General features: G+C 32.6%; 22 protein-coding genes. 12 read left to right on the forward strand and 10 right to left on the reverse strand.

Annotation, left to right across the window (positions count from 1 at the left end; all coding sequences use genetic code 11):
* Both C6989_RS08590 and C6989_RS08595 read right to left on the reverse strand, forming a co-directional pair.
* Positions 1-1,008: a biotin--[acetyl-CoA-carboxylase] ligase gene (locus tag C6989_RS08590; protein ID WP_182126910.1), complete on the reverse strand. Its 1,008-nt coding sequence runs from the start codon at positions 1,006-1,008 to the stop codon at positions 1-3.
* Positions 1,009-1,044: 36 nt separating this feature from the next.
* Complete coding sequence (locus C6989_RS08595; RefSeq protein WP_148703228.1) at positions 1,045-1,566, reverse strand: hypothetical protein; 522 nt, start codon at positions 1,564-1,566, stop codon at positions 1,045-1,047.
* 80 nt (positions 1,567-1,646) lie between these two features.
* On the opposite strand from C6989_RS08595, the gene C6989_RS08600 reads away from it, so the two are divergent.
* The 3 genes from C6989_RS08600 to C6989_RS08610 are packed head-to-tail and all read left to right on the forward strand — an operon-like array spanning position 1,647 to position 3,670.
* A complete protein-coding gene (locus C6989_RS08600) occupies positions 1,647-2,057 on the forward strand; it encodes a CoA-binding protein (RefSeq protein ID WP_182126911.1) in 411 nt (136 codons plus the stop codon).
* 1 nt (position 2,058) lies between these two features.
* A complete protein-coding gene (locus C6989_RS08605) occupies positions 2,059-2,424 on the forward strand; it encodes a hypothetical protein (protein WP_182126912.1) in 366 nt (121 codons plus the stop codon).
* A gap of 34 nt (positions 2,425-2,458) precedes the next feature.
* Entirely contained in the window at positions 2,459-3,670 is a 1,212-nt protein-coding gene (locus C6989_RS08610) for a redox-regulated ATPase YchF (protein ID WP_182126913.1), read from the forward strand.
* Position 3,671: 1 nt separating this feature from the next.
* Here the strand turns inward: C6989_RS08610 and C6989_RS08615 are convergent, their stop codons facing one another.
* The 3 genes from C6989_RS08615 to C6989_RS08625 form a co-directional block, all read right to left on the reverse strand.
* Positions 3,672-3,857: a hypothetical protein gene (locus C6989_RS08615; RefSeq protein WP_148703232.1), complete on the reverse strand. Its 186-nt coding sequence runs from the start codon at positions 3,855-3,857 to the stop codon at positions 3,672-3,674.
* Complete coding sequence (locus tag C6989_RS08620) at positions 3,850-4,761, reverse strand: transcription initiation factor IIB (protein WP_182126914.1); 912 nt, start codon at positions 4,759-4,761, stop codon at positions 3,850-3,852. Before C6989_RS08620 ends, C6989_RS08615 begins: the two co-directional genes overlap by 8 nt.
* A gap of 212 nt (positions 4,762-4,973) precedes the next feature.
* Complete coding sequence (locus C6989_RS08625; protein WP_148703234.1) at positions 4,974-5,204, reverse strand: hypothetical protein; 231 nt, start codon at positions 5,202-5,204, stop codon at positions 4,974-4,976.
* A gap of 289 nt (positions 5,205-5,493) precedes the next feature.
* Between C6989_RS08625 and C6989_RS08630 the strand changes: the two genes are divergently transcribed.
* From C6989_RS08630 to C6989_RS08640, 3 genes are read left to right on the forward strand one after another with little or no spacing between them, the layout of a single operon-like run.
* Positions 5,494-5,856 carry a hypothetical protein gene (locus tag C6989_RS08630; RefSeq protein WP_148703235.1) on the forward strand — a complete coding sequence of 121 codons (363 nt, stop codon included), beginning with the start codon at positions 5,494-5,496 and terminating at the stop codon, positions 5,854-5,856.
* The gene (locus C6989_RS08635) at positions 5,853-6,305 is read left to right on the forward strand and encodes an SRPBCC family protein (RefSeq protein ID WP_182126915.1); all 453 of its coding nucleotides are present in this window, start codon (positions 5,853-5,855) and stop codon (positions 6,303-6,305) included. The genes C6989_RS08630 and C6989_RS08635 overlap by 4 nt, the downstream gene beginning before the upstream one ends.
* Positions 6,306-6,358: 53 nt before the next feature.
* Entirely contained in the window at positions 6,359-7,693 is a 1,335-nt protein-coding gene (locus C6989_RS08640; protein ID WP_148703237.1) for a phytoene desaturase family protein, read from the forward strand.
* A gap of 1 nt (position 7,694) precedes the next feature.
* Here C6989_RS08640 and C6989_RS08645 read toward each other — a convergent pair whose 3' ends face one another.
* Complete coding sequence (locus C6989_RS08645) at positions 7,695-8,537, reverse strand: cobalamin B12-binding domain-containing protein (protein WP_148703238.1); 843 nt, start codon at positions 8,535-8,537, stop codon at positions 7,695-7,697.
* A 183-nt stretch (positions 8,538-8,720) separates the two neighbouring features.
* On the opposite strand from C6989_RS08645, the gene C6989_RS08650 reads away from it, so the two are divergent.
* Positions 8,721-10,088: an NAD(P)H-binding protein gene (locus tag C6989_RS08650; protein ID WP_182127045.1), complete on the forward strand. Its 1,368-nt coding sequence runs from the start codon at positions 8,721-8,723 to the stop codon at positions 10,086-10,088.
* Positions 10,089-10,090: 2 nt separating this feature from the next.
* Here C6989_RS08650 and C6989_RS08655 read toward each other — a convergent pair whose 3' ends face one another.
* On the reverse strand, positions 10,091-11,011 hold the full coding sequence (locus tag C6989_RS08655; RefSeq protein WP_182126916.1) for a cobalamin-binding protein: 921 nt from the start codon (positions 11,009-11,011) through the stop codon (positions 10,091-10,093).
* 53 nt (positions 11,012-11,064) lie between these two features.
* Here C6989_RS08655 and C6989_RS08660 point away from each other — a divergent pair, with 53 nt between their 5' ends.
* Together C6989_RS08660 and C6989_RS08665 are read left to right on the forward strand one after the other, a co-directional pair.
* On the forward strand, positions 11,065-11,166 hold the full coding sequence (locus C6989_RS08660) for a zinc-ribbon domain-containing protein (RefSeq protein WP_160272878.1): 102 nt from the start codon (positions 11,065-11,067) through the stop codon (positions 11,164-11,166).
* A 69-nt stretch (positions 11,167-11,235) separates the two neighbouring features.
* Entirely contained in the window at positions 11,236-12,393 is a 1,158-nt protein-coding gene (locus C6989_RS08665) for an Nre family DNA repair protein (RefSeq protein WP_148703241.1), read from the forward strand.
* Positions 12,394-12,395: 2 nt separating this feature from the next.
* Here C6989_RS08665 and C6989_RS08670 read toward each other — a convergent pair whose 3' ends face one another.
* A complete protein-coding gene (locus tag C6989_RS08670) occupies positions 12,396-12,896 on the reverse strand; it encodes a DUF1722 domain-containing protein (RefSeq protein WP_182127046.1) in 501 nt (166 codons plus the stop codon).
* 162 nt (positions 12,897-13,058) lie between these two features.
* Here C6989_RS08670 and C6989_RS08675 point away from each other — a divergent pair, with 162 nt between their 5' ends.
* The 3 genes from C6989_RS08675 (at position 13,059) to C6989_RS08685 (ending at position 15,602) form a co-directional block, all read left to right on the forward strand.
* Positions 13,059-13,955: a peptidase gene (locus C6989_RS08675; protein WP_182126917.1), complete on the forward strand. Its 897-nt coding sequence runs from the start codon at positions 13,059-13,061 to the stop codon at positions 13,953-13,955.
* 73 nt (positions 13,956-14,028) lie between these two features.
* Positions 14,029-14,778 carry a DUF432 domain-containing protein gene (locus C6989_RS08680; protein ID WP_148703243.1) on the forward strand — a complete coding sequence of 250 codons (750 nt, stop codon included), beginning with the start codon at positions 14,029-14,031 and terminating at the stop codon, positions 14,776-14,778.
* Positions 14,778-15,602, forward strand: a complete 825-nt coding sequence (locus C6989_RS08685; RefSeq protein ID WP_148703244.1) for a mechanosensitive ion channel family protein — start codon at positions 14,778-14,780, stop codon at positions 15,600-15,602. The genes C6989_RS08680 and C6989_RS08685 overlap by 1 nt, the downstream gene beginning before the upstream one ends.
* Positions 15,603-15,609: 7 nt before the next feature.
* On the opposite strand, the gene C6989_RS08690 is transcribed toward C6989_RS08685, so the two are convergent.
* Positions 15,610-15,891, reverse strand: coding sequence for a hypothetical protein (locus C6989_RS08690; protein ID WP_148703245.1), 282 nt, complete (start codon positions 15,889-15,891; stop codon positions 15,610-15,612).
* Between the two features lie 99 nt (positions 15,892-15,990).
* A complete protein-coding gene (locus C6989_RS08695) occupies positions 15,991-16,632 on the reverse strand; it encodes a hypothetical protein (RefSeq protein WP_182126918.1) in 642 nt (213 codons plus the stop codon).
* Positions 16,633-16,646: the final 14 nt, after the last annotated feature.

Genomic DNA, 16,646 nt, shown 5'->3' on the forward strand with positions numbered 1-16,646 from the left:
TTATTTTCCTAAGTGGACTATGTCCCCTGCAATTACCCTATTTGTGTTACTATTATTTGATAAAATTAGCGCACCATCAGCATCAATTCTAATTGCCTTTCCTTTTATTTCCCCCTCGACTGTATTTATTTTGACATTTTTTCCAATAGTTGATGATCTTTTTGTCCATTCTGAAATAATTTTTTTTGTTTGTCCTGAATTTAGTAATTTGTATATTTTTTCCAATTCTACCAAAAACGATTGAACTAATTCCACTGGTTTAATTTTTGTTTTATATTCACTAAGTGAGGCAACACCATAAAAATTAGGAGTGCTGCTGAGATTTTTTTCAATTTTTTTTACATCTACATTAAAATTTATTCCAACACCTAATACTAAACTCTCAATTTTGTTTGACTCTAGTGATGCATCAACTAACATCCCTGCCAGTTTTTTTCCTCTAACCGTTAAATCATTTGGCCATTTTAGTTCTGGAGAAACATTCAATGTCTTTTCCAATGCTATAGCTAATGCTAATGCTGAGGCAATAGGAAATAATGTTGCTGTTGATATGTCAAATTTTGGATGCAAAATAATTGAAAACCATATACCTCCTTTTGGCGAGACCCATTTTCTTCCTGATCTTCCTCTTCCAATAGTTTGTTTTTCTGCAACTATTATGGCTCCATTTCTTTCAGGGTCTTGTGCCATTTTTAGAGCTTGATTTTGTGTAGAATCTGTTGAATCAAAATAAAATGCTTGTTGTCCAATCATTTTTGTCTTTAATCCTGAAGTAATTTCCCATGGAAGTAATGCATCTGAATTTTCTGTTAATCTGTAGCCTAGTTTTTGCTTTGATTCTACAGTATATCCTAATTCTTGAATTTTTTTAATATGTTTCCAAATTGCAACTCTGCTAATTCGTAGAACATCACTCAAATCTTGACCTGAAAGATATTCTGTATTGTGTGTCTGTAAAAATGTAAGAACTTTGATTAATCCTGGATTGTCAAATGAATTGTAAATCAATTGTAATTTCTTTTTGTTTCAAGTATAAAATTTACACTAGAATCCAATATCTATGTCAAAACCACCATCGTCCATGCCGCCATCATGTCCTCCACCATCGTCCATGGTTCCATCAGAACCTTCTGGCATACTTTCAGCTGGAACATAATCTCCCATACTGGCACCAATCATACTGAACATCATACTAAACATCATTATGTCCATAATTCCAAAAAACATCATCATTGGGAAAAATGATCTATTGTCATCCATGAAACCTTGAAGTTTTTGTTTATCTCCACTTTGGTATAATGCTTGCATTTGATTCCATTTCTCTTTAACTTCATGTAATCTGTGATCTAGCTCGTTTGAACCTTTATTCGTAATCTCTAATTCAATTTTTTTTCCTAACCATCCTTTTTTTTCTTCAACTGTTATGAGGTTTCTTTCTTCTAGTTTTTCTAAAATGGAATTAAGTTCGTCAGGTTTTATTTGAGTTGCTTTCTGTATTTTGTCAAATTTCTTATTACCTCTCCTGATTGCACCTAAAACAATAATGTCTTTTGCCTCTCCTTCCATATTTTTCCATTTTCTATACTATTAAAAAATTCTTTGTTTAGTATTTCAAAAATTATATTCCTCACCTTCTTTTGATCTATATGGAACGAGACGATCATACGGATGAAGAAATTCGAGATATCTTATCTCTAAAAAAAGTTGCCGTAATTGGAATGTCAAAAAATTCATCAAAGGCAGCACATTATGTACCCCGATATCTGTCTGAAAATGGCTTTGATGTAAAGCCTGTGAATCCTACTGCTGATGAAATACTAGGAAAGCAATGCTATGATTCTATTTCTCAAATTGATGAAGAAATTGATATTGTAGATATTTTTCGCCCATCAGAGGACGTTTTGTCATTTGTTCAAGAGGCAATTAAGAAAAGACCTAAAGTTATTTGGCTTCAAGAGGGAATTCATAATCCTGAAGCTGAAGAATTAGCTAGAAACGAAGGAATTGATGTTGTTTTTAACAGATGTATGTTGGCAGAACATCAGAGATTGAGTTAGTATGGAAAACTTTGAGAATTTTTATCAGGATATACTTGATTTGGCAAAAAAATATGAGGCAAAAAATATTCCAATAAAGATTGAAAGGGATTTGGAAAATGATATCATCAAAATATTTGGAGAGAAAATTACATCTTTAGCAAGAGCAAAAAATGGTCTTAGTGATGTGAGTGAATTATCATATACCACTGCAGAACATCACCCATATTGGAATTTATTGTATAATTGCTCCGAAATTGCAACGAGTCTTCTTGAAAAATGGAAAGATTCCCTTTCAGAAGAAGATTTGGGTGATATTGAGTGGGCATTAAAAGAATTGACTCAATCTCTTGAAAAAATTAAAAATAAAAATCTGATTGATTCCTAGGCAGAGATAAATATTCTGAGATGAAAAATATTGCATGCCTATCAGGCTTGGATTAATTGGTAAAACCAATACTGGAAAAACCACTTTTTTTAATTCTGCCACTTTATCTTCAGAAGAAATCTCGTCATATCCATTTACTACTAAATCTCCTGTTTCTGGAGTATCAAATGCAATTACTCTTTGTGTTCATCCTGAATTTAACATACAAGATAACCCAAATAATTCAAAATGTGTTGACGGATGGCGATACATCCCAATAGAACTAATCGATCTTCCAGGATTGATAAAGGATGCTTGGAAAGGAAAGGGTCTAGGAAATCAATTTCTATCAATTGCTGCACAATCTGATGCATTACTTCATGTTGTTGATGCTTCTGGAGGAATTGATTCAACAGGTAAGATTAGTGAGGTTGGTACTGGAGATCCAATTTCAGATTTTGCAGATATTGAAGAAGAATTAATCATGTGGTATCATAAAATTCTAGAAGGAAACAGAGAAAAAATATCAAAGTTGGTTAATTCTGGTTCTGAATTTGTAGATGTTGTAACTGATCTTTATCGTGGAATAGGTGTAAACAAATCACATGTAAAAGATTCACTTGTAGCAACCGGTCTTGAAGAAAAGAACTTTGATGATTTTGATATGACTGATACAAAAATATTTGCTTCCTATCTAAGAAAAATCTCCAAGCCTACATTGATTGTTGCAAATAAAATTGACGTTGAAGGCGCAGACGCAAATTTTGTTAGATTACGAGAGCGCTATAATGACTCTATTGTAATTCCTGTAAGTGGTGACAGTGAATTTAGTCTTAGACGCGCTGAACAAAAGGGATTGATAAAATATTCTCCAGGTTCAGAACAATTTGAGATTCTAAAACCTGATGAATTAAATGAAAAGCAAATCAACGCTTTGAATTTTATCAAAAAAGGGATTATGGGTGAATACATGCGTACTGGTGTTCAATTTGCTATTAATGTGGCAGTATTCAAATTACTCAAAATGAATTCAATATATCCTGTTGCAGATGAAACAAAACTTACTGACAAAAAAGGAAGAATTCTACCTGACTTGATTCTTCTTAAAGATGGGGCAACAATTAATGATCTTGCAAAGGAAATACATACTGATTTGACAAAAGGTCTTCTTTATGGCAAGGACTTGAGATATAATCTTAGATTGCCTGTTGACTATCAACTAAGAGACAGAGATGTTGTGTCTCTAGTTAGTGCTGCAAAAAAATAAACTAGACCTTTTTTTTACTTCGTGGCTTTGTTCTAAGTACTGCTTTACAACAAATGCATCTAGGATCATCAATTGCCAAAAATATCCCACAAAATGTACATCTTTTTTGTCCTATCTCGTATCTAATTTTATTTGGTGCTGGTCCTGCCTTGTGCATCTCACAAATACCTCTACATGTTCTACCCATTAATTTCACCTCCAACTTTTTTCAAAATTTCCTTTGTTCTGTCTCTAATTGTAACTGCACTAATTCCAGATACTTTGGAAATTTTTAATTGAGAAACCTTCTCGCCATTTTTAATTGATGCAAGGTATGTGGCTGCTGCTGCCATGGCCATTGGGTTTTTACTTGCCGAAACCCTATTTTTTGCTGAAACATCTAAAATTCTAAATGCAAGTCTTTCTGATTTTTCAGAAATACCTACCGCTTTTGCAATTCTTGTAACAAATTCTGTTGGGTGATAAATTTCAGGAGTTAAATCTAATTCCCTAGCAAGATATCTGTATGTTCTCTGAATGCTTTTTTTGCTCACATTACCTGCATTAGCAATATCTTGTAATGTTCTCGGCGTGTTTGTCATTCTACATGTAATGTATACTGCAGCACAGAGAATTCCTGCAGTTGATCTACCTGCGAGGATTTTTTTTGCAGCAATTTTTCTAAATAAATAGGCGGTTTGCTCTATAACTGATTCTGGAAGTCCAAGTTTTGCACTTACTCCATCTAGCATTGTGAATGCCTTTTGGAATGATTTAACAGAATTTGCTGATCTGCTATTTCTATCCCACATTCTTAGTCGGTAAAACATTCTACGATTTTCACTTGATAAACCCCTTCCAGTTGAATCCCTGTCCTTAGATTCAATAATGGTTGATAATCCCATATCTATCATTTTTAGAGAAATTTTTCTACCCACTCTGCTATTATTTTGATAATCTTCACTTGTCATGCCGACACTTTCAGGACCACTGTCTACTGATCTTTCAGATAATACAGCTCCGCAATTGATACATGCAATTTCTCCTGTGTGTAAGTCTGTAATGACTTTATTTTTTTTGCAAGTCTTTTGATGTACAAGTTTAGTCAACATTTTATTCTCTCCTTAAAAGTACTCCACATTCTTCACATGAGATTCCGAATTCATGGAAATCAATATTTGAATTGCCACAATTAATACAAATTCTGATTTCGTTATTCTTAATTTTCAAATTATTACTTTGCTCATGAATTATCTGTTTACTCATGAATCAATTTGGTTCTTACTTTATTTAAGAGGGCAAAAATAATTTCTCTAGTGCCAACCTACTCTACATACATTTGACGTTTGTATCCTAATAAAATTAAAGTAATTCCTAATATCACTACTCCTAATGAAATTTTTTCAGATGTGATTTCTGGTGATGTAAAAAAATGATGCACAAAGTCTGGACCCCAAATTATCAAATTTTGAATTGGAATTATGGCTGCAGAAATTAAAAAGATAACTCCAAAAGCTGTTAAAACATTTGGTTTGTATGATTTAAATGAAAACATTTTTGATCCTATGATATATACACTATTGTTGCAAAAATTTGTGAATCAGTAATAGAATTTTTTCTTAAAATTTTTCTAAATAACTCTTGCCTAGTTTCCATGACCTCTGCATATGTATGCTCTAGATGTTCTTGTTTCATAATAAACCTAAGACGTTAGACTATTTTAGTAGTCAAAAATTTCAATTCTAGTGCTAATTTATGGGTACTTTTACCTACTAAAAATTTTCTTTTGGCACTATGAATATTTTTTCATTCTTATTATATATTATAATTTTGCAAGGCTATGTATGCCACATATTGTATTTGATAAAAGAATTGATCTAAATGATTTCTCAAATAAATTTGATCCAATATTTCAAAAAGAACCTACATTAATTAAAATTTCAACTATTTTTGTTGATAAGAATGGATTAACTGCCTTGCTTCCCACAATTGTTATTTCTGATATTCATCAGGAATTTTTAATTGAAATTTCTACAAGAAAAGAAAAAACTACAATAAGACTATACCCTGCTACTGATCCTGAAAAAACTGATGGTGTTAAAACTTCGATGGCATTACTTGCAAAGCAAATAATTTCTTACTATTCTGATTTTAAAGTTACAAAAACTAATCTTTCTGATTATCTAAAACTGGTTGTGGTAAATTGAATAATTTTACATTAAAGCGCCATTCTGTATTATCTCAAGAACAAATTTTTACAATTAGTACTGATGTGAAAAACTTTCATCTAATAATGCCTGATTATTTTAAATCTTTAGATATAATTAAACAAAACAATAATGAGAAAATTGTTTATGAGAAAATTTCATTTCTAGGAATTCCTATGAAAATTAAAACTAGACATGTTATTAAACATCCAAACATCCATGAAGTTCATATCTTCTCAGGCCCAACAAAAGGAACTAGATTTATAGAATCCTATGTTAAATCTGGTAATGGCACAATTGTTACTATTGATGTTCATTTGAACTTTAATGGGATTTTAAAATTATTTTCGTTTCTCAAAAGTTTTGTTGCAAAAAAAATGAGTCAGACCATGGATGACTTTATCATATCTGCTGAAAAATTTCATTTATCTGGTACAATTCAAAGTTAGCACTATTTTGTAATTTTATCCCTAGATAAATACCAAAAGCCAATAATTTGATCATGAAGAGCAGTGTTATTGTTATCGGTGCTGGTGTTGGAGGTTTGACAACCGGTGCTTTGCTTGCCAAAGAAGGTTATTCAGTACATATTCTTGAGAAATCATCAAAATTAGGTGGTAGAACTGCTTCTTTAGTATACAAAAATCACATCCTGGATAATGGTTTTCACATCATGCCTTTTTACAAAAAATCTGCAATTTTTAGCGTTTTGAAAAAAATTGGAATTGACTCTAGACTAAAACTTGCCACTGTCAATAACATTGCTTTTCATTCTGATTCTGGCTTTCACAAATATCCTAAGGGTATGCTAGATTTACTCCAACTATCTTTAATTCCGCTAAAAAGTAGAATTCGTTTATTGAAGTTATTATTACCTATGGCATTTACTTCAATTGAAAAAACTGAAGAATGGGATGAAAAGTCTTTAACCGATATTACTGAAAAACTTGATTCTGATACCAAAGCATTTTTTGAGGCAGTCTGTATGTTAGCATTTGCTGATACTGCTGATCACATTTCGTTAGGTGAATTCGCAAGAACAATAATTCGAGCGAATCCATTCAAAGGCGGAACTAGTGAATTTGCTTACCCCGATGAAGGTGGGTATGATTCTATTTCTCAAGTTTTAGGTGATTATATTTTGGAGCAAAACGGAATAATTGAAACAAATCAATCTGTCAAAAAAGTTGTCATTGAAAATTCCAAAGCCATTGGTGTAATTACAGGTAATGAAAAATTTTATCCTGCTGATTGTGTTGTCATTTCGTATCCTGCCTATATGGCTTTAAATCAATTATTTGATGATGGTGTAATTGATAGGAAGTTTATTGAAAAAATTAATCGCCTAGATAAAAAAACTGCTGTCGTTGAAGTTCATTTTGCATTAAATTCAAAAATTGATAATAAGCAAGTTGTATTTCCTGTAGGTAACCACTATACAACTAAAGGGATATTTTTTATTTCAAATATTACTCCAACTGTATCTCCCCACGGGGAACATTTGATTATTGCAGGAACTCCTGTAAATCCTTCTGTGGCAGATAACTCTGAAAAAATTAGAGATATTGTAAGTACTATGAAAAAAGAAATCTCTTCAATTTATCCTAATTTTACCTCTTCATTATTATGGGAGCGACCAATGGCTTGGAAATTAGTCGAATCTGTTGTAAAAGAACCTGGAATGGTCTGGAAATCCAAAATGCCCCATCAAATACCTGACATAGAAGGGCTATTTTTTGTGGGTGACTCAACAATTAGTTATGGAATTGGGACTGATTCTGCAGCACACAGCTCAATTCTATGTTATCCAAAAATTGAATCATTTCTTAAGACTTAAACTATATTTTTCTTAGAATTTTTGGGACTTGTTCAAGGCCACAATCTGGAATTACTTCTCCTGCAAATTTAGGAATTTTTTCGCCTCTAAGGGCGTACCCTCCAATCAAAACTGGTATGTTTATGTGATCCTTAATTTTTTTAACAAGTCTTTGACCTGCTGAAAGATTATCTTCAAGTGTAATTGATATCATAACTATGTCTGGTTTATTATTGTCAATAAAGTTAAGAATTGATTCAGTTGGCATTGATACTCCCATATTGTAAATTTTAAATCCCTTAATTGATAGATAGGTCTCTAGAACATCACAACCAAGGTGATGCTCTTCCCCTTGTGGTATGCAAATGAGAATTTTTTTCTTATTGGCTGAACCCGTAATTTTATCCATGATAATTTTTACTAATGTCTGTGCAACATTGCTTGCTACGTGTTCTGTGGCTATACTGATTTTTCCAGTTGCCCACTCATCTCCAATTCTGTACATTGTAGGTTTTAAAATTTTATCAAAAAAATCTGGTGCATTAAAAATTTTAGTGTACTCATCATATGTTTTTACAGAGTCATGAATATTTCCCTCTGTTAATTTTTTGTATAATTGTTGTTTTGATTTTTTTGTGGCGTCTTCTCTTTTTTTGACATCTTTTGGATTGTATGATGCTAATACTGATAATACCTTTGGATCATTTCTATAATCTACTGGAATGTCGTCTTTCACTACATCTGATGCCTTTCCAAGATACTTTACAATTTCTTGTTTTGAAGTACTTTTTTTAGAATCCCATACGCTTTTTACCAGATACAAATATTGATCTGATTTTACTTTCTTGGCTCTGATGTAAACCATACTTTGTGTCTAATGTTTGGATATATAACTAATGGTAATTATAATTGCTAGTGGTAATTTACAATTTCCCACCCTTAGGTTTTTGCATGCACATACATGATGTTACCACTAGTAGTGTAGTTGACACTAGTTTAAATAATTTAGATCTATGAGAAAATTGTGACATCTAATAAAAACACAAAGATGACTTCTAAAGCGGCACTACAGGAATCACCATTTTCAATCTTAGTTACAGGCGCAACTGGATTCATAGGCTCCAGATTGATTTCCGAACTATCTTTTTCTGGATACACTGTAAAGGGGTTGAGTAGAAAAAAAATTTCTGATACAAAAAATGTAAAGTATGTTCAAGCTGATGTTTTTGATCCTAAACAACTGCTACATGCACTAGATGGTGTTGAAATTGCGTATTATCTACTCCATTCTATGGAGGGTAGTAAAGATGAGTGGCAGGAATTTGCATCTAGGGAAAAGATTCAAGCTGAAAATTTTCTTAAAGCTGCAACACAGGTTGGAGTCAAAAGAATAATCTATCTTGGAGGATTGGTTCATGAGGGCTCAGATTTATCTCCACATATGAAAAGTAGAAAACAAGTTGGACAAATTCTTGCATCTGGTGATATTCCAGTTACTGAACTGAGGGCATCTATAATTATTGGTGCAAAGGGTGGCTCATATGCAATGCTTCGATACTTGGTTGAACGATTAAGAATCATGGTTTGCCCCTCTTGGGTAAAATCTCTAGCACAACCAATAGCTGTTGATGATGTAGTACATTATTTGGCTGAATGTATTACAAAATCTGAAACAGTAGGAAAAATATTTGAAATTGGCGGTCCTGACAAAATGACCTATGAGGAGTTAATGCGTGTATATGCTGCATACCTTAACAAAAATTTGTTTGTTATTCAAATCCCATTTTTGACTACTAGATTGTCTTCTTATTGGGTTGATCTAATAACTCCAGTAAAAGCATCATTGGCTAGACCCTTGATTGATAGTCTGGTTCATGACACTGTGGTTACGGATGATTCAATAACAAAAATTATTCCACTTCGTTTGAAATCTGTTCGTGAGTCAATTGATATCGCAACAAAAGAGATGAAATCCTCCCCCCCTAAAATTGAATCCAAAACTGAAAAAACTAATTTTAAAATTAATCAAAAAATTATCCAACCCTCACTAATTGCACTTGGAATAATTGGCACCACCTACTATTGGTTAGATGACCGTGCAGATGTGTATGATCCACTATGGATACTTGCATCTGTTGTATGGTTTACTGTGATTGTTCTTTCAATTGTAACTATTAGAAACAAAACCAGGTTGGGATATATGATGGCTGGTGTGCTATCTTGGGTTACCCTTGCCTTTTGGCTTTTTGATAACTATTATGTTGTCTTTGGGATCTCACTTATTGCATCTACGCCAAATGAATTAATTACTATTAGAAATTTTATTGGTATTGCAGTTGCATCCATCACTGTGATTGCATCTCATAATCTATTTCACAAAGTAATGATCTATCAAGCAAAAGGAAAGCCTATTTGATTTTATTCTATTTTAGAAAAAGAATTTTCTGAAACTATCGTCTTTTGAAATTCATTTGGGTGTATAATTTTTGCAAGAATTTCAATTCCTTCAATTGTACGTATGTTAGGTTTGCTAAAAAAAGAATTTGCGTCAACTGCAAAAACTTTGTTGTTTTTTACGGCATCAATATTTAGCCATGCCTGATTTTTTGCCAGAATCGATTTGTATTCTAAAACTGTTCGCTTGACATCAAACCCACAAGGTATGAGAATTATTATGTCTGGATTACTTTCTTTAACTTCTTCAAAACTCATCCGTCTAGAGTGCTCTCCTGCTCTACTTATCAAATTTCTACCTCCTGCAATTTTGATCATTTCTGGAATCCAGTGACCTGCTGTAAAAAATGGATCAAGCCATTCTAATGCCAAAACTTTTGATGATTTGTCTTTTACTCTATTTTTGATTTTTTGAATTCTTTTTTTCAAAGACTCTAAAATCTCTTGTGCTTTCACTTCTCTTCCTAAAACAATTCCTATCTCTCTTACTGACTCAAATATTTCTTCTAAATTGTGAGGATCCATTGAATACACTGATGGTTTTTTCTCAAGAATTTTGATGGCTTTGTTCACTTGATTGGTGTAAGCTGCACAAACAGAGCATGTTTCTTGTGTAATTATTATATCTGGGTTTGCATCAATTAGATTTTTTTCATTTAATTCAAAAATGTCTTTTTTATCATTGAGTAACTGGCAAGTTATAGTATTGATCTGGCTACTTGTTAATTTTTCAGAATCTATTACTGAATTGATTACTTTTGGCTTAAGAGACGCTTCAGTTGGAAATTTGCACTCATGTGTTACTCCGTAGAGATCTTCCTGAGCCCCTAACTCATAAATTAATTCTGTAGCACTTGGCAAAAACGACACAATTCTTTTTTCCATCTGCAAATCCTATGTGTATAAGTTCTTAAATTCAATTATGCACTATTATGTGTATGAAACCACAATCGTGTAGAAATTGCGGGAAAGAGCTATGGGAAAACCAAACCATTTGTCCCAAATGTGGAAGAGAAAGAGAACAAGAAAATCCTGAATAATTTGCATTTACACATTGTCAATTTCTATGATTCATCAAGTTATTAGACACAACCTATGCATAATTTTTGATGTCTTCTAATTCTCAGGATATACGACGTTCCATTTTAACAAAGTGGCATGAAACATTATCAAGATACGGAAATCTATTTTCTTCTGATTCAATTAGTGGTACAAGCCCTCCGTCTGTGTTTGTAGGTTCGTACAATTATCCCAAAGTCTTTGTAGGTCCAATGGTTCCTCCAATTCATGGAGATACAAGTTTACTTGATTCACCTGAAAAATGGAAAGGCAAATCTCTGGAAGAAATTGTAAATTTTCGATTAAATTTAATTCGTGGGACCCAAAAAATACCTATTGATAAAACTGAAGGTCGTTACATAGAGAGTCTTCAAGAAGTAACAATGTCTTCAAAACCAACTGATTCAGATTTAATTTTCCAAAAATCTGTTTCTTCAAACATTTCTTTGGATGGTGAAAGTGCACCTTTTGGTCCTACTGGTGAAATAAAATCTGCAAAATTTTCTGGAACATCATCTGTGAAAACCATTGAAAAAACATTCTATGATAAGGATCTTAAGGCCCAAGATGCTGTTTTAAATTTATACAATTCTGGAATTGATATTTCAAAAATTCAAAAGTGCTTTAGTATTGGAATGTTAGGCCAAAGACGTAAACTTGTCCCTACCAAATGGAGCATCACTGCAACTGATGATATTATTGCATCCTCTCTGGTTGAAGATGTATTGGATTACGGGTTGATTGATTCTTGCAAAGTTTTTTCATATGATCATCTTGGAAATCATTTTGCTGTTGTTTTATTCCCCCATAGGTGGATTTATGAAATGATTGAAGCCTGGTATTCTAATGGTGTTATGGGATTTGGTTCTGATCATGAGGATGCACGTGGAATCAATCATCCTCCTGCTATAGCAGGTGCTTATTTTGCAGCAAAATTAGGCGTACTTGAATATCTCCACATACATGAAATTCAGTCCGGCGTGGTGATTCTAAGAGAAATTAGACCTGAATATGCTATTCCTGTTGGTGTTTGGCAGGTACGTGAAGGTATCCGGGAAGCAATGAAGAGAAAGCCCTTAGTTGTAAACAATTTTGATGATGCTCTAACATTGGCCTCAAATAAGATGAGTATTAGTAAATCTGAATGGTTGTCTCATGGCAATATTTCAAAATTAATGCGACAAAAAACACTCTCAGATTTTTTCTAGCTTTATTTCTGTGATAGCATTTGAAAGAAATTTCCTAGTTGATTATCTGCATACAAGAGAAAATATGTTTGATTTGCAAGATATGTAGTGTTGAATCTATAGATGATTGGATTAATCTCAGATAATATTTTTCCAACCGTGATCTTACCTTCTCTAAATTGATTTAATAATTTGAAAAATAATTCCTTTTCAGAGACATTGAATTTTTTTGAAAAATACCCAAAAATATGCATTATAGCATTTGCATGCGATTTGGTTGTTGGTGATTTTTCTAACGCTTTTCTAAGGTGCTTTTCATATTCTGACATAATCTCTGATAATGAAACTTTTTTGTAACTTGCAACAATGTTCCCTAAAATTTTTAATTCATTTTGATCATGAACCATAAGCATGTATTTGTTCATGGCTTGAAATGTTACCAGATTACTGATCTTTCCTTTTTTCACATCATCGAATCTTTTTAAGACATATTCTTTGATATCCTCTTCAGACAGTATTGACATGTCAGTTTTCTCTTGATTTTTGTTCACTTGTATGGATCATTTTTTTTTGGATATAAACCAGAATTGCTTGAATTCAAATTACCACTAGATTTTGCCTTGTATTTTTGGCACTAGAAGAACATTTAGCACCAGCTTATATATCATAACTGAAAATAGATGTTAATGAAAATAGCATTAACTGCAATGACTGCAATAATACTAGTAGCATTAACATCATCAGCATATGCCGACGTTCCATCTTGGGTCAAAACCAATGCAGGTTGGTGGGCCGATGGCACCCTATCAGAATCTGAATTTGTTTCAGGCATAGAGTTTTTGATTAATGCTGGAATCATCACAGTTGCGCCAACAACCGTCTCCACTCAAAGCTCAGAAGGAGTTCCCGACTGGGTAAAAAACACCGCAGGTTGGTGGGCAGAGGGAATAATCACTGATGGTGAATTTGTAAATGGAATCCAACACCTTATTTCCATAGGATTAATTTCTGTGGATTCAAGCCAAATTCAGGAAGATATCTCGTCTGTAGAAAAAACATCCGACACAGAGTTGTCAATGTTTGAAAAGGAACTTGAAAAATGTTCTGAGATTACAAAGGCATACAAAAGATTAGACTGTGAAAAACCTATCAAGAAAGCAATTCAGCTTTACGAATACAAAAAGACTGCACAAAAGTTTGAAGTAGGTCCGATAATTTACTATTGGCAAGGAATGGGTACTGAAGGAAGTGAATTTGAAATTACTCCTACAGGACAGGCAATTCTAACTATACGTATGCTAGCTGAAAATACTAGTTCTGATATTGTTGCGTTGAATTGTACTAGTCCCCAGATATGTAACTATGATGTTTGGGATGGCTCAACTGCATTCAAGTATTCTGGTATGGACTTTACCAGCGGTCAAATCAACATTAATCCTGGAGACACTAGAGAATTCAATATGTTATTTGGTCCTAACATAGGATATGGTGGAACTCAGTTTCTATATGATCCATCATTGACATATCACTTTAGAATAAGTGAGAACTTTGGAAGTACAAATGTCCTATTAGAATTGGAATAGGATTTTCCTTTCTTTTTTATTTAATCACAAAAACCCAAGAGCATAAATTCTAGATTATTGGAACAAAACCACCTTGAGTGAAGAATCTTCTGACTTTGCAAAATATGGCTCTTATGAAATCACTGATTCTTTGAATCTTACATTCCCTGGTACTGAAATCAAGATTAGAAAAGTTGGGAATAATGTCTTTTCCTATGCTAGAAATGACTCTGAAGATAATTTTGTGGAAAAATTAATTCCTACTAAATCTGAAAAACTCAAAATTGAAATTACACCTATACGCCCCTTGAATTTTCCTGCGCGTCGCACAAATTATGTATATTTAGAACTTGAAACTCCAATTTTTCTACATGAGGGGTCTTCTGCAGCAGTTTTTGTTAGATGCCCTATTGAAATAGGCGTATATTATATCCATGAAACTCATGAAAATTCTTTGGATTGCTTTACTTGTGATTCATTTAATGCTCGATTTTGTCTATATGGGTCTCCTGAATCTGGGACTTTGTGCAAATATTACAAATCTGAAATTGTTGAATCTTATGAGGATTCTGTCCCTTATGTTAATGGAGTTTTACAGATTTCCTTGAATAACCATTTACAAAAAGGAGTTAGTATTGGAAAAATTGTTTTTCCAATTTCTGATAATTCAATTTACTATAAAGGCTCTAGGGCAATAATTGATTCAATAACTGCTGAATTGAAGAAAAAATTAACCATTGAAATTATTGATATACAACCAAAATCAATTGAAACAAATTGGAAAAAATCACCTACATACGAAAAAATTGAAACTGCAAAACGGATGGACATGGGTGTTGATTAATGGTGTTTGAATTTCTACAAAGTTTTGATGCAATTGAAATCACAGGTGGGTTGACGTTACTTAATTTGTTAATGGGTGGAATAATAATGGCTGTTGGCCTTATTATTGCAAGAACTATAAAATTACTTTTTACAAAATACTATGCACCAAAACTACCTCAGGACTCTGCAAAAAATTTAGGAAAATTAATCTATTTTGGAATAATCATTCTTTCATTTTTAGTTTTTACTTCTTCAACGGGAGTTGATTTATCTGGATTACTTGTTGCAGGTGGAATATTTGGAATTGTAATTGGTTTTGCAACTCAATCAGTTGTAGCCAATTTAATCTCTGGAATATTTTTGATGATTGAAAAACCTGTAAAACAAGGAGATAAAATTGAAATTCCTGGTACAGATGTAAATGGAACCTTATTAGATATTAGTACGTTTTCTGTTCGCGTTAAAAGATTTGATGGAACAATTATACGTGTTCCAAATGAATCCTTTTTTACATCTAATATTAGATCCCTCAGTTCTACCCCTGTTCGTAGATCTGAGGCTATTGTTGGAATTGCATACAAAGAAGATATTGATGGGGCAATCTCTGTTTTGCAAAAACATATTCGTAAGGCGCTTCCATATGTTTTGACCTTTCCTGAACCTGAATTTAGAATTAAAGAGTTGGCAGATTCAAGCGTAAACATAGAGATTTTAGTTTGGCATCCCAGAGATGATTGGGACCAAGTGGGTCCAAAATTACTGAAAGCTGCTAAAAATGCATTAGATACTGCTGGAATTGAAATCCCATTCCCACAAAGAGTTGTTTGGCAAGGAAAAGAATAAAATTTCTTTATACTTTTTTTACAGCCATCTGTTTTTTGTTTTGTCTTTTCTTAATTAGACTAAACATTATCATTCCAACATTGACAATTGAAATTATTTCAATTAGGTCTACTCCGTACAAAAACCAATCAATTACTGGATGCACTCTTGATATCATGCCTGCCTCCAACATCATATCTGCATTCCATACCATATGTGGAATTTGAATAAATTGAATAATTGCAATTACAATTACACTTCCAAGAATTTTATTTTCATACCAATTCCAAAATTTGTTCCATGCATTCATAATAATAATTTATTTTTGCATGTATTAAACAACACGAAAATTAGATGTAACTAATTAGACTGTACTAATTTTTTTGTGCCCAATTTTTTAAAAATTAGCTTAAGCTTTTCTTTTTCTTTTGTAAATTAACAATCCAATAAGAACTAATGATGAAAAAATAATTCCAATCAAAATACTAATTGAAATATAATCATTTACAAAAAATTTTGTTTCAATCCAAGATTTAGGCAACAAAATAAACATGTCCTCTACAGAAAAATCTTCAATTGTCCCAACTGCTAAACTATATTTTCCACTCTGATTTTTTTCATCTGTTACGATGATGAAATATTTTCCATTAGCTGGTATCTCTGTTTTTAATTCTTGTCTTTCCCAATAAGTGACTTGACCAAATGGTTCATAGAATTCGGTTCCAGGAAAATCTTTTTCGTAAATTACTTTTTTTGTAATAGAATCATTTTCACTCATTAATACAAGAGTTGGTGCATAATTCTCCAGCCCTTCAATTTTTGGAACAACAATACTTGCATAAAATGAATCACCTTTTTTTGCATCAAATGTGTAAAATTTTGTCTCATTTACACCTAAATTTTCATAAATTGCCCATGAAATCTTATGATCTGGAATGTCAAGTGCAGATTCAAAATCTCTGTGAGAATCATCATGACTAATCAATTTATGGGCATAAGCTTGATTTGTTAAAAGGATTGCCAACACAACTAGCAAAATTGTACTTTTCATAAAACCATTGATTT

This window comes from Nitrosopumilus sp. b2, assembly GCF_014078535.1.
In the GTDB taxonomy this organism is placed as follows: domain Archaea; phylum Thermoproteota; class Nitrososphaeria; order Nitrososphaerales; family Nitrosopumilaceae; genus Nitrosopumilus; species Nitrosopumilus piranensis.

Coding starts and splice junctions, on each gene's coding strand:
- C6989_RS08615 (WP_148703232.1), bottom strand. CDS start 3,857: ATGGGTAGAACATGTAGAGGTATTTGTGAGATGCACAAGGCAGGACCA.
- C6989_RS08620 (WP_182126914.1), bottom strand. CDS start 4,761: ATGTTGACTAAACTTGTACATCAAAAGACTTGCAAAAAAAATAAAGTC.
- C6989_RS08605 (WP_182126912.1), top strand. CDS start 2,059: ATGGAAAACTTTGAGAATTTTTATCAGGATATACTTGATTTGGCAAAA.
- C6989_RS08665 (WP_148703241.1), top strand. CDS start 11,236: ATGTCTTCTAATTCTCAGGATATACGACGTTCCATTTTAACAAAGTGG.
- C6989_RS08630 (WP_148703235.1), top strand. CDS start 5,494: ATGCCACATATTGTATTTGATAAAAGAATTGATCTAAATGATTTCTCA.
- C6989_RS08645 (WP_148703238.1), bottom strand. CDS start 8,537: ATGGTTTACATCAGAGCCAAGAAAGTAAAATCAGATCAATATTTGTAT.
- C6989_RS08660 (WP_160272878.1), top strand. CDS start 11,065: ATGAAACCACAATCGTGTAGAAATTGCGGGAAAGAGCTATGGGAAAAC.
- C6989_RS08690 (WP_148703245.1), bottom strand. CDS start 15,891: ATGAATGCATGGAACAAATTTTGGAATTGGTATGAAAATAAAATTCTT.
- C6989_RS08595 (WP_148703228.1), bottom strand. CDS start 1,566: ATGGAAGGAGAGGCAAAAGACATTATTGTTTTAGGTGCAATCAGGAGA.
- C6989_RS08695 (WP_182126918.1), bottom strand. CDS start 16,632: ATGAAAAGTACAATTTTGCTAGTTGTGTTGGCAATCCTTTTAACAAAT.
- C6989_RS08610 (WP_182126913.1), top strand. CDS start 2,459: ATGCCTATCAGGCTTGGATTAATTGGTAAAACCAATACTGGAAAAACC.
- C6989_RS08650 (WP_182127045.1), top strand. CDS start 8,721: ATGACTTCTAAAGCGGCACTACAGGAATCACCATTTTCAATCTTAGTT.
- C6989_RS08685 (WP_148703244.1), top strand. CDS start 14,778: ATGGTGTTTGAATTTCTACAAAGTTTTGATGCAATTGAAATCACAGGT.
- C6989_RS08655 (WP_182126916.1), bottom strand. CDS start 11,011: ATGGAAAAAAGAATTGTGTCGTTTTTGCCAAGTGCTACAGAATTAATT.
- C6989_RS08640 (WP_148703237.1), top strand. CDS start 6,359: ATGAAGAGCAGTGTTATTGTTATCGGTGCTGGTGTTGGAGGTTTGACA.
- C6989_RS08625 (WP_148703234.1), bottom strand. CDS start 5,204: ATGTTTTCATTTAAATCATACAAACCAAATGTTTTAACAGCTTTTGGA.
- C6989_RS08600 (WP_182126911.1), top strand. CDS start 1,647: ATGGAACGAGACGATCATACGGATGAAGAAATTCGAGATATCTTATCT.
- C6989_RS08675 (WP_182126917.1), top strand. CDS start 13,059: ATGAAAATAGCATTAACTGCAATGACTGCAATAATACTAGTAGCATTA.
- C6989_RS08670 (WP_182127046.1), bottom strand. CDS start 12,896: ATGTCAATACTGTCTGAAGAGGATATCAAAGAATATGTCTTAAAAAGA.